Source organism: Streptomyces katrae (assembly GCF_000966975.1).
In the GTDB taxonomy this organism is placed as follows: domain Bacteria; phylum Actinomycetota; class Actinomycetes; order Streptomycetales; family Streptomycetaceae; genus Streptomyces; species Streptomyces katrae.
Window position 1 is genome coordinate 1 of sequence record NZ_JZWV01000094.1, and the last position, 11,222, is coordinate 11,222.

The 11,222-nt window shown below is 71.5% G+C and carries 12 protein-coding genes and 1 pseudogene; 7 read left to right on the plus strand and 6 right to left on the minus strand.

Annotated features, from left to right (window positions below):
- Window positions 1–60: 60 nt before the first annotated feature.
- Entirely contained in the window at window positions 61–555 is a 495-nt protein-coding gene (locus tag VR44_RS05025) for an inorganic diphosphatase (protein ID WP_045946146.1), read from the minus strand.
- Between the two features lie 151 nt (window positions 556–706).
- On the opposite strand from VR44_RS05025, the gene dacB reads away from it, so the two are divergent.
- From dacB to VR44_RS40925, 7 genes and pseudogenes are all read left to right on the plus strand, one after another.
- Window positions 707–2,149: a D-alanyl-D-alanine carboxypeptidase/D-alanyl-D-alanine endopeptidase gene (dacB, locus tag VR44_RS05030; protein ID WP_094191435.1), complete on the plus strand. Its 1,443-nt coding sequence runs from the start codon at window positions 707–709 to the stop codon at window positions 2,147–2,149.
- 58 nt (window positions 2,150–2,207) lie between these two features.
- Window positions 2,208–3,357, plus strand: a pseudogene (locus VR44_RS05035) (zinc-dependent metalloprotease).
- 191 nt (window positions 3,358–3,548) lie between these two features.
- A complete protein-coding gene (gene tilS / locus VR44_RS05040; protein ID WP_045946139.1) occupies window positions 3,549–4,574 on the plus strand; it encodes a tRNA lysidine(34) synthetase TilS in 1,026 nt (341 codons plus the stop codon).
- Window positions 4,575–4,640: 66 nt separating this feature from the next.
- A complete protein-coding gene (hpt, locus tag VR44_RS05045) occupies window positions 4,641–5,201 on the plus strand; it encodes a hypoxanthine phosphoribosyltransferase (protein WP_007264874.1) in 561 nt (186 codons plus the stop codon).
- Window positions 5,202–5,395: 194 nt separating this feature from the next.
- A complete protein-coding gene (gene ftsH / locus VR44_RS05050; RefSeq protein WP_045946140.1) occupies window positions 5,396–7,429 on the plus strand; it encodes an ATP-dependent zinc metalloprotease FtsH in 2,034 nt (677 codons plus the stop codon).
- A gap of 90 nt (window positions 7,430–7,519) precedes the next feature.
- On the plus strand, window positions 7,520–8,128 hold the full coding sequence (folE, locus tag VR44_RS05055; protein WP_045946141.1) for a GTP cyclohydrolase I FolE: 609 nt from the start codon (window positions 7,520–7,522) through the stop codon (window positions 8,126–8,128).
- Window positions 8,129–8,132: 4 nt separating this feature from the next.
- On the plus strand, window positions 8,133–8,507 hold the full coding sequence (locus VR44_RS40925; RefSeq protein ID WP_052713466.1) for a hypothetical protein: 375 nt from the start codon (window positions 8,133–8,135) through the stop codon (window positions 8,505–8,507).
- A gap of 52 nt (window positions 8,508–8,559) precedes the next feature.
- Here the strand turns inward: VR44_RS40925 and VR44_RS05065 are convergent, their stop codons facing one another.
- The 5 genes from VR44_RS05065 to folP form a co-directional block, all read right to left on the minus strand.
- Window positions 8,560–9,045, minus strand: a complete 486-nt coding sequence (locus VR44_RS05065; RefSeq protein ID WP_045946142.1) for a DUF3180 domain-containing protein — start codon at window positions 9,043–9,045, stop codon at window positions 8,560–8,562.
- A 53-nt stretch (window positions 9,046–9,098) separates the two neighbouring features.
- The gene (gene folK / locus VR44_RS05070; RefSeq protein ID WP_045946143.1) at window positions 9,099–9,707 is read right to left on the minus strand and encodes a 2-amino-4-hydroxy-6-hydroxymethyldihydropteridine diphosphokinase; all 609 of its coding nucleotides are present in this window, start codon (window positions 9,705–9,707) and stop codon (window positions 9,099–9,101) included.
- Entirely contained in the window at window positions 9,704–10,063 is a 360-nt protein-coding gene (folB, locus tag VR44_RS05075) for a dihydroneopterin aldolase (RefSeq protein WP_045946144.1), read from the minus strand. The genes folK and folB overlap by 4 nt, the downstream gene beginning before the upstream one ends.
- Window positions 10,064–10,194: 131 nt before the next feature.
- On the minus strand, window positions 10,195–10,638 hold the full coding sequence (locus tag VR44_RS05080; protein WP_094191436.1) for a nuclear transport factor 2 family protein: 444 nt from the start codon (window positions 10,636–10,638) through the stop codon (window positions 10,195–10,197).
- A 41-nt stretch (window positions 10,639–10,679) separates the two neighbouring features.
- Window positions 10,680–11,222, minus strand: a 543-nt coding sequence (gene folP / locus VR44_RS05085) for a dihydropteroate synthase (RefSeq protein ID WP_045946145.1), incomplete at its 5' end; no start/stop codon positions are given.

Consider the following 11,222-nt stretch of genomic DNA (forward strand, 5'->3'; position numbering starts at 1 on the left):
GGCCCCCCCCCGGGGGGGGGGGACCCCCCCCGCCGTCCTCTAGCGGTTACCGAGCGGAGCTCAGTGGTGGCCGCCCTGGGCCTCCAGGCGCTTGAACGAGGCCTCGATCTCGGCCTCGGCCTCGGCGCGGCCCACCCAGTTGGCGCCCTCGACCGACTTGCCCGGCTCCAGGTCCTTGTAGACCTCGAAGAAGTGCTGGATCTCCAGGCGGTCGAACTCCGAGATGTGGTGGATGTCGCGCAGGTGCTCGACACGCGGGTCGGAGGCCGGGACGCACAGCAGCTTGGCGTCGCCGCCCGCCTCGTCGGTCATGTTGAACATGCCGATCGCGCGGCACTTGATCAGGCAGCCCGGGAACGTCGGCTCGTCCAGGATGACGAGCGCGTCCAGCGGGTCGCCGTCCTCGCCGAGGGTGTTCTCGACGAAGCCGTAGTCCGTCGGGTAGCTGGTCGAGGTGAAGAGGCGACGGTCCAGACGGATCCGGCCGGTCTCGTGGTCCACCTCGTACTTGTTCCGCGAACCCTTGGGGATCTCGATGGTGACGTCGAACTCCACGTCCTGCTCCTCCATGATCAGCTCCGGCCCTGTGCCGGAGCTTGACTGCTCCGAGATGGCTTTCTGTTCAAAAGCGTGCGCGTCCGGCCCATCCCTGGGGTGGGGTGCCATGCTCGCGGCAAGACGCAGTGGTTAAGTGTCCCTCACGCATATGTGTGATCGCGAAAGGGGCTGGTCCGAGGTGCCATTGGTCAAGACGTGGCAGCTCATCGCGGGGGCGGCCGTCGCCGGCCTCGCCCTGTCGGCGGTGGCCGTTTCGGCCGCCGGTCCTTGGGACTCCGGCCAGCGTAAGGCCGAGCGGGACAGGGCCGCCTCCTGGAGCCGGACGGGTGGCGCAGATCACGCGGCCGGATCCCCACCGCAGGCCGCGCCGAGCGCCCCCGGCGTCCTCCAGGGCATCGCCCCGCGCCCCGCGGACGCCCCCTCCGCCGCCCTCACCGCGGCGCTCGGGCCCCTGCTCGCCGACCCCGCGCTCGGGACCGTCCGCGGCGCGGCCGTGGTCGACGCCGTCACCGGCGCGGTCCTCTACGAGTCCGGTTCGGCCGAGCCCATGACCCCCGCCTCCACCGTCAAGATCGCCACCGCGAGCGCCGCCCTGGCCGCCCTCGGCCCCGAACACCGGATCCGCACCACCGTGACCCCCGGCCCCGGCCCCGGCCAGATCGTCCTGGTCGGCGGCGGAGACCCCTCCCTCACCGCCAAGAAGAAGAGCCCGGCCGGCTCCGGCGGCAGCCTCGTGGCCCTCGCCGCCGACACCGCCCAGGCCCTCAAGGCCGCCGGCACCGACACCGTCACCCTCGGCTACGACGACACCCTCTACTCGGGCCCCGTCCGCCACCCCATCGGCCGCAACGACAACCTGGCCCCCGTCACCGCCCTCACCGCCGACGAGGCCCGCCCCGACGACTCCACCGCCGGCCCCGTCGAACGCGGCGAGGACCCCTCCAAGGACACCGCCCGCTCCTTCGCCGCCCTCCTGCGCGACCGGGGCATCAAGGTCAACGGCGAACCCGCCCCCGCCAAGCCCGCCCCCGACGCCCGCCCGCTGGCCACCACCCTCTCCACCCCCCTCGCCGGACTCGTCGAGCGGATGCTGACCAACAGCGACAACGACATCGCCGAGGCCCTCGCCCGCCAGACCGCCCTCGCCTCCGGCAAGCCCGCGAGCTTCGAAGGCGCCGAACAGGCCGTCACCCAGCGCCTCGGCTCCCTCGGCGTCGACCTCACCGGCTCCCGCTTCGCCGACGGCAGCGGCCTCAACCGGGCCGACAAGGTCAGCGCCCGCCTCCTGACGGGCCTCCTCGCCAAGGCCGCCGACCCCCAGCACCCGGAGCTGCGGCCCGTCCTCACCGGACTGCCCGTCGCCGGCTTCACCGGCACCCTGCGCACCCGCAACGCCGGCACCTCCCCCGCCGCCGGCCTGCTCCGGGCCAAGACGGGCACCCTGACCGGTGTGAACTCCCTCGCCGGCACCGTCGTCGCCCCGTCCGGACGGCTCCTGGCCTTCGCCTTCCTCACCGCGAACGCCGCCGACGGCTCCGCCGCCGAGAAGGGCCTCGACAAACTCGCCGCAGCCGTCGCCACCACCCCCTGATCCGCCGGACACCCCCTGGGGGGCTCCGCCGCGGCGCAGGTCCACGTACCGTTGACGCATGACGAGCATCGGTGGTGCGGAGATGGTCGACTGGAACCTCGCGGTGGCGACCGCGACCCGGCTCGTACGGCCGGGTCCGGACGTCAGCCGCGACGGGGCCCGGGCCGTGGTGGCGGAACTCCGCCGGCACGCCAGGACCTCCGAGGAGCACGTGCGCGCGTTCACCCGGATGATGCCCGAGGGCACCCCCCTCCCCGACACTCCCGTCCTCGTCGTCGACCGGGCCGGCTGGGTCCGGGCCAACGTCGCGGGCTTCCGCGAACTGCTCGGCCCGCTCCTCGCCAAGATGCAGGACCGCCGCGGCGGCGCCCCCGCCGGCGCCGTCCTCGGGGCCGTCGGCGGCAAGGTCACCGGCGTCGAGCTCGGCATGCTGCTCAGCTTCCTGGCCTCCCGCGTCCTCGGCCAGTACGAGACCTTCGCCCCCGTCGCAACCGACCTCCCCGGCAACCCCGCCACCGGCGGCCGGCTGCTGCTCGTCGCACCCAACATCGTCCACGTCGAGCGCGAGCTGGAGGTCAGCCCCCACGACTTCCGCCTCTGGGTCTGCCTCCACGAGGAGACCCACCGCACCCAGTTCACCGCCGTCCCGTGGCTGCGCGCCCACCTGGAGGGCGAGATCCAGGCCTTCCTCGGCGCCACCGAGATCGAGCCGGGAGCCCTCCTGGAACGGCTGCGCGAGGCCGTCCAGTCCTTCGCCGGTGCCCGCCCCGACGGCGAGCGCGGAGACGAGGCCCACTCCTTCGTGGAACTCGTCCAGACCCCCGAACAGCGCGAGGTCCTCGGCCGGCTCACCGCCGTCATGTCCCTGCTGGAGGGCCACGCCGACTTCGTCATGGACGGGGTCGGCCCCGAGGTGGTCCCCACCGTCGCCGAGATCCGCGAGAAGTTCCAGCAGCGCCGCGCCACCGGCGCCGGCCGCCTGGACGCCGCCCTGCGCAAGCAAGCTGCTCGGCCTCGACGCCAAGCTCCGCCAGTACCGCGACGGCGAGCGGTTCGTACGCGCCGTCGTCGGCGAGGTCGGGATGGACGGCTTCAACCGCGTCTGGACCTCTCCCAACACGCTGCCGACCAAGTCGGAGATCGCCAAGCCCGCGGACTGGGTGGCGCGCGTGCACCGCAGGGGGAGCGCGGGGCGCGAAGAGGGGTGACTCGGGAGGCGTAAACATGTCCCACTGGGGGAAGCAGCATCACCCTTCCGAGGGACCGTGAGGCGTCGAAGGGCGTGCGATGCTCGGGGAACGGCTCGCTTCTGTCACCATCAACGCACTCTGAGTGACCACCCCGCGCGAGCAACACCCCGAAGCCTCCGAGCATCCGAACTCCACGAAGGGCACCGGACATGGGTCCCCATCCTGCGGTCGCGGCGATACGCCTGGCGGTCCGCCGCGTACTCCACGACGTCCTCACCGACCTGACCGACCCCGCAGACCGCGCGGCCGCCACCCCGCCGCTCGTCCTCGTCGCCTGCTCCGGCGGCGCCGACTCCATGGCGCTCGCCTCCGCCCTGGCCTTCGAAGCCCCCAAGCTCGGCATCCGGGCCGGTGGCATCACCATCGACCACGGCCTCCAGCCCGGCTCCGACCTGCGCGCCGCGGAGGTCGTCAACCGCATGACCGCGCTCCGCCTCGACCCGGTGGAGTCCGTCGCCGTGCGCGTCGGCCGCGACGGCGGACCCGAGGCCGCCGCCCGCGACGCCCGCTACGCCGCCCTCGACGAGGCCGCCGACCGGCTCGGCGCCGCCGCCGTGCTGCTCGGCCACACCCGCGACGACCAGGCGGAAACCGTCCTGCTGGGCCTCGCCCGCGGCTCCGGCATCCGCTCGCTGTCCGGCATGGCCGAAGTCTCCGGAGGCCCCGGCCGCACCAGGCGCTACCGCCGCCCCTTCCTCCACATCGACCGGCAGACCGCCCGCAAGGCCTGCATGGTGCAGTCCCTCCCCGTCTGGGACGACCCGCACAACATCGACCCCGCCTACACCCGCTCCCGGCTGCGCCACGAGGGGCTGCCCGCCCTCGAGAAGGCACTCGGCAAGGGGGTCGTGGAGGCACTCGCCCGCACCGCCCAGCTCTCCCGCGACGACGCCGACGCCCTCGACGCCTGGGCCGCCGACGCCGAGGCCGGCGTACGCGACGCGGACGGCCGCCTGGAGTGCGCCAAGCTGTACGCCCTGCCGCCCGCCGTCCGCCGCCGGGTGCTGCGCCGCGCCGTGGTCGCGGCGGGCTCCCCCGCCGGCTCCCTCTTCGCCCGGCACATCGAGGAAGTCGACCGGCTCATCACCGGATGGCGCGGCCAGGGAGCCATCAACCTGCCCGGCCGCGTCGAGGCCCAGCGGCAGGGTGGCAGACTTGTCATCCGGCAGGGCTGATTGGTGCTGAAACACGGCTGAGTCCTCCGGGGACACCCTCCGGAGCCCCGGCCGACAACGAAAGTGATGCGGGTGGACGAGAAGGACATGGGCAACGACCTCCAGTCGGTGCTCATCACCAAGGAAGAGATCGACGCGAAGCTGGCCGAGCTGGCCGCGAAGATCGACGCGGAGTACGCGGGCAAGGACCTGCTCATCGTCGGTGTCCTCAAGGGCGCCGTGATGGTGATGGCGGACCTGGCGCGCGCCTTGTCCACCCCGCTCACCATGGACTGGATGGCGGTGTCCTCGTACGGCGCCGGAACCCAGTCCTCGGGCGTGGTGCGGATCCTCAAGGACCTGGACACCGACATCAAGGACAAGCACGTCCTGATCGTCGAGGACATCATCGACTCCGGCCTGACCCTGTCCTGGCTGCTGTCGAACCTGGGCTCCCGCCAGCCGGCCTCCCTCAAGGTCGTCACGCTGCTGCGCAAGCCCGAGGCCGCCAAGGTCGCCATCGACGTCGAGTGGGTCGGCTTCGACATCCCGAACGAGTTCGTCGTCGGCTACGGCCTCGACTACGCGGAGAAGTACCGCAACCTGCCGTTCGTCGGGACGCTCGCCCCGCACGTCTACGGCGGCTGAACCCCGTTCGTCACCGCGATCGCCCCCGGGGGGAACCCGGGGGCGATTCCCGCCGTTGGAGGAGAAGGCGGGTCTGTCGGCCGTCCCACGGGGCGCCGGGTGACAATACAGAGGTACATTCCGAAGAACAGTCTTTACTCACAGCAGCATTTACCTACGGGCAGGAGGGACGGGGTGCCCGGCACCCCGTATGGATGGACGTGAAGCGATACTTCCGTGGGCCGGTCATGTGGATCGTGCTGGCCGTCCTCGCCGTGGTCGTGTTGATGAACGTCGTCGGCTCCGGCGGCGGCTACAAGTCGGTGGAGACCAGCGAGGTCATCAAGGCGATCAACAGTGGCCAGGTCGACAGCGCCAAGCTGACCACCGGCGACAGCCAGATGATCAAGATCGAGCTGAAGAAGGGCCAGAAGCTCGGCAACAACAGCGGCACCAAGTTCCAGGCCAACTACATCGGGGACCAGGGCGTCCAGCTCGCCCAGAACCTCCAGACCAAGTACGAAGCCGGTCAGATCCCGGACGGCTACTCCGTCACGCCGGACAAGACCAGCCCGTTCCTGAGCGTGCTGCTCTCGCTCCTGCCCTTCGTCCTCATCGTCGTCGTCTTCCTGTTCCTGATGAACCAGATGCAGGGCGGCGGCTCCCGGGTCATGAACTTCGGCAAGTCCAAGGCCAAGCTCATCACCAAGGACACCCCGAAGACGACGTTCGCCGACGTCGCGGGCTCGGACGAGGCCGTCGAGGAACTCCACGAGATCAAGGAGTTCCTCCAGGAGCCGGCGAAGTTCCAGGCCGTCGGCGCCAAGATCCCCAAGGGCGTGCTGCTCTACGGCCCGCCCGGAACCGGCAAGACCCTGCTCGCGCGCGCCGTCGCGGGCGAGGCCGGCGTGCCGTTCTACTCGATCTCCGGTTCCGACTTCGTCGAGATGTTCGTCGGTGTCGGTGCCTCCCGTGTCCGTGACCTGTTCGAGCAGGCCAAGGCGAACGCCCCGGCGATCGTCTTCGTCGACGAGATCGACGCCGTCGGCCGGCACCGCGGCGCCGGCCTCGGCGGCGGCCACGACGAGCGCGAGCAGACCCTCAACCAGCTGCTCGTCGAGATGGACGGCTTCGACGTGAAGGGCGGCGTCATCCTGATCGCCGCCACGAACCGCCCCGACATCCTCGACCCGGCGCTGCTGCGCCCGGGCCGCTTCGACCGCCAGATCGCGGTCGACCGGCCGGACATGCAGGGCCGTCTGGAGATCCTCAAGGTCCACCAGAAGGGCAAGCCGGTCGCACCGGACGTCGACCTCTCGGCCGTCGCCCGCCGCACCCCCGGCTTCACGGGTGCCGATCTGTCCAACGTCCTGAACGAGGCCGCGCTCCTCACGGCCCGGTCGGACAAGAAGCTGATCGACAACCAGATGCTGGACGAGGCGATCGACCGCGTCGTGGCGGGCCCGCAGAAGCGGACCCGGATCATGTCCGACAAGGAGAAGAAGATCACCGCGTACCACGAGGGCGGACACGCCCTGGTCGCGGCGGCCTCCCCGAACTCCGACCCGGTACACAAGATCACGATCCTGTCCCGCGGCCGGGCCCTGGGCTACACCATGGTCCTGCCCGACGAGGACAAGTACTCGACCACCCGCAACGAGATGCTCGACCAGCTCGCGTACATGCTGGGCGGGCGCGCGGCCGAGGAACTGGTCTTCCACGACCCGACCACGGGCGCCGCGAACGACATCGAGAAGGCCACGGCGACGGCCCGCGCGATGGTCACCCAGTACGGCATGACCGAGCGCCTCGGCGCGATCAAGTTCGGCGGGGACAACACCGAGCCGTTCCTGGGCCGCGAGATGTCGCACCCGCGGGACTACTCGGAAGAGGTCGCGGCGCTGGTCGACGAAGAGGTCAAGAAGCTCATCGAGACCGCGCACAACGAGGCCTGGGAGATCCTGGTCGAGAACCGGGACGTCCTGGACAACCTGGTGCTCGCCCTCCTGGAGAAGGAGACCCTGGGGAAGGAGGAGATCGCCGAGATCTTCTCCACGATCGTGAAGCGCCCGGCCCGCCCGGCGTGGACCGGCTCGTCCCGCCGTACCCCCTCCACCCGTCCGCCGGTGCTCTCTCCCAAGGAGCTCCAGCTGACGAACGCCGCCAACGGCACCTCGGCCTCGGCCCAGACCGCCGTATCGGTCGAGAAGTCCCCGGAGTCCTCCCAGGAGGACCGCCCGGAGGCCTGACCGGCCCGGAATGGATGCCGCGCCCCCCAGGTTCTAGCCTGGGGGGCGCGGCACATTTGTACGCCGTCCGCACACAGGAACGAGGAAGAGATGACCGACCCAGTGACCCTGACCGGTGACGAGGGCACGATCGGCGAGTTCGACGAGAAGCGCGCCGAGGCGGCCGTCCGCGAGCTCCTGATCGCGGTCGGCGAGGACCCGGACCGCGAGGGCCTCCTGGAGACCCCGGCGCGCGTGGCACGGGCGTACAAGGAGATATTCGCCGGCCTGTACCAGAAGCCCGAGGACGTCCTGACGACGACGTTCGACCTCGGTCATGACGAGATGGTCCTGGTGAAGGACATCGAAGTCATGAGCTCCTGTGAACACCACCTCGTCCCGTTCCACGGCGTGGCCCACGTCGGTTACATCCCGTCCGCCGACGGCAAGATCACCGGCCTGTCGAAGCTGGCCCGCCTGGTGGACGTCTTCGCCCGCCGCCCCCAGGTCCAGGAGCGGCTGACCACGCAGATCGCCGACTCCCTGATGGAGATCCTGGACCCGCGCGGCTGCATCGTGGTCATCGAGTGCGAGCACATGTGCATGACCATGCGCGGCGTCCGCAAGCCGGGCGCGAAGACCATCACCTCGGCCGTCCGCGGCCAGCTCCGCGACCCCGCGACCCGCAACGAGGCCATGAGCCTGATCATGGCGCGCTGACCCCGTGCCCGGGCCGGCCGGCTGGCAGCCGCTGAGCGAGGACGTCCGGCGGACGCTGGAGATCCTGCTGGCGGGGGAGACCGGGGAGCTCCCGGTCTACCGGGCCCAGATCCCGTACGCGCGGATGAAGGCCGGCTGTACCTGCGGCTGCCCCAGCCAGTACCTGCGGGTCGAGCCGGGTGAGGCGGCGGCGGCGCGGGTGGAGGCGGGGGCCTCCCCGGTCGTGGCGAGCCGGTGCGTCGAGTCCCCGGAGGGTGCGTACGTCGGCGAGGCGATGCTCTTCGCCGACGGGGGCCTGATCGTGTCGCTGGAGGTCTGTCACTGGGAGGACCTGGGGCCGCTGGTGCCGCCTCTGTGGCAGCGGCTGGGGCCCGTCTGAGGTCTGCCAGGTCGGACGGGGCCCAGGGGGCCCAGGGCCGGAGCCCGGGAGGCTAGGCGGGCGCGTGGGCCTTGGCCGGGTCTTCGTCGTCCGGGAGTTTCAGGACGTGTTCCAGGAAGAGGGCGGCCGCGATGACCGCGGCGCCCGCCAGGACCGAGCCGCCGGCGTACCAGGTCTGGTCGCGGCGGGCCGGGACGTCCAGGGAGTCCGTCAGGAGGAAGACGCCGACGCCGCCGTACATGCCGGCGACCAGGGCCGCGACCAGGGCGCTGGCCTGGCCGAAGACCACGGCGCGGGCCGCCATCAGCGGCTCCACGCCCTTGGCCCCCGGACGGCGCTCGCGCTGGGCCTTCAGGCGGGCGCGCAGGGACAGGGCCGTGGCGAACAGCACCACGGCGATCACCGCCAGCACGATCGGCGCGGCCAGCGGGACGCCCGGCAGGGTGCCGTAGGCGTTCCACAGGCGGGCGCCCGCCCAGGACAGCACCCCGGCGATCACGAAGATGCCCGCCAGGACCGCCGGCCTCAGTTGCTTCACTTGTCCGTCCCCGGGTCGGTGTTTCAGTGGCTGCTGCCTGAACACGCTAACGGCTATTCCGGGAGACGGAGTTCCAGGTCGGTTCGCGGCGCGACACCGCTCAGGCCGATCGCGGCCAGCAGGCCGGCGACCGGGCCGCGGCCGGGGAGCTGGGCCTCGGGGTCGATGTCGTTCCAGGGGGCCAGGACGAAGGCGCGCAGGTGTGCCCGCGGGTGCGGGAGGGTGAGGACGGGGTCGTCCGAGACGACGTCCGCGTAGGCCACGATGTCCACGTCGATGGTGCGCGGTCCCCAGCGCTCGTCGCGGACCCGGTCGAAGGCCTCCTCGACGGCGTGCGCCCGCTCCAGGAGCGAGGACGGCGGCAGGGTGGTCTTCAGGGCGATGACCGCGTTGAGGTACGAGGGCTGGGAGCCCGGCTCGACGCCCCAGGGCTCGGTCTCGTAGACCGGCGAGACGGCCTTGACCCGCAGTCCGGGGGTGTCACCGAGGGCGTCGATGGCGCCCTGGAGGGTCTCCAGCCGGTTGCCGAGGTTCGCGCCGAGCGCGATCACGGCCCATTTGGGGTTGGAGAGGGTGACGTCGGCCGCGTCGACCGCCTCGACGACGGAGGCGGGGACGGGCTGGACCGTGGGGTCGCTCTGGGCGTTCTGTCCGTTGTTCACACGCGGCTCCGGGTGATCGTGATGGTCACGTCGTCGAAGGGGACGGTGATGGGCGCGTCCGGCTTGTGGACGACGACCTCCACCTGGGCCACGGCCTCGTGCTTGAGGCACTGCTGGGCGATCCGCTCGGCGAGGGTCTCGATCAGGTCCACGGGCTCGCCCTGGACGACTTCGACGACCTCCTCGGCCACGACGCCGTAGTGCACGGTCTTGGCCAGGTCGTCCCCGGCCGCCGCCGGGCGGGTGTCCAGGTGCAGCACGAGGTCGACGATGAAGGTCTGGCCTTCTTCGCGTTCCCGGGGGAAGACGCCGTGGTGCCCGCGAGCCTTGAGGCCGCGCAGCGCGACACGATCCACGCGAATCACTCCTGCTTTCGTAGGTGCTTCCGGTCCCGGGACTCCCCGGGTCCTTGGGCCTACGCCGAGTGCGGTCGGCGTCGTCCACCTTCGAATTTACCTGCGATAAACCTTCGCTCCCGCCCTTGGGGTCAGTCGGAGGCCTCTTCCTCCTCGTCATCGGAGTCCGTGAGCACCGGAGAACCGTGGTGGGACCAGAGGCGCCAGCCCTCCGGTGTGCGTCGGAACACATTCGTGGCGACCACCAGCTGGCCGACGAGCGGACCGAGTTCACCGGCTTCCTCGGCGGGTCCCCCGCTGAGGATGTTCTCGGTGCAGGTGACCAGGGCCGTGTCGCCTATGAGGGCCACCTTGGTGTCGGTGAGGAAGAACTGGATGTACTCGGTGTGCGACATGATCAGCGCGTACGAGCGCAGCACCTCGCCCCGGCCGGAGAGCACCGGCCAGCCGGGATGGACGCAGGAGATCTCGTCCTCGAGCCAGAGCGCCGACAGTGCGTCGAAGTCCCCCCGCTCCATGGCCTCGTAAAAGGCCGCGTTGACCTCTTCGACGGCTTCGATGTCGGTACGGCTCACCGTTCCCCTTCCCTGTGCGTCCGGGCTGTGCGTCCGGTCGGTCAAAGAGCCCCTTCCACGGCGCGGGCCACCCGAACCGCGTCGGCGGTCGCCCGTACCTCGTGCCCCCGTACGGCCCAGGCGCCCTGGTGGGCGGCGATGGCGGAGACGGCGGCGGTGGCGGCGTCCCGTTCGCGGGCGGGCGGCGGGGCGGCGTCGGCCGCGCCGGCCAGGAGGCCGAGGAAACGCTTCCGCGAGGCGGCGACGAGGACGGGGAAGCCGAGGGCGCGCAGCTCGGGGAGGCGGGCGACGAGGGCCAGGTCGTGCTCGGCGTTCTTGGCGAAGCCCAGGCCGGGGTCGACGACGATCCGCTCGGGGGCGATGCCGCCGGTGACGACGGCGTCGATGCGGGCGCGGAGCTCGGCGGTGACCTCGCCGAGGACGTCGTCGTAGACGGCGAGGCTGTTCATGTTGTCGCTGAAGCCGCGCCAGTGCATGACGACGAAGGGGACGTCGGTGGCGGCGACGGCGGGGATCATGCGGGGGTCGGCGAGGCCGCCGCTGACGTCGTTGACGAGGCGGGCGCCGGCGGCGACCGCCTGTTC

Coding starts and splice junctions, on each gene's coding strand:
- tilS (WP_045946139.1), top strand. CDS start 3,549: ATGGGTCCCCATCCTGCGGTCGCGGCGATACGCCTGGCGGTCCGCCGC.
- hpt (WP_007264874.1), top strand. CDS start 4,641: ATGCGGGTGGACGAGAAGGACATGGGCAACGACCTCCAGTCGGTGCTC.
- dacB (WP_094191435.1), top strand. CDS start 707: ATGTGTGATCGCGAAAGGGGCTGGTCCGAGGTGCCATTGGTCAAGACG.
- ftsH (WP_045946140.1), top strand. CDS start 5,396: ATGGACGTGAAGCGATACTTCCGTGGGCCGGTCATGTGGATCGTGCTG.
- folE (WP_045946141.1), top strand. CDS start 7,520: ATGACCGACCCAGTGACCCTGACCGGTGACGAGGGCACGATCGGCGAG.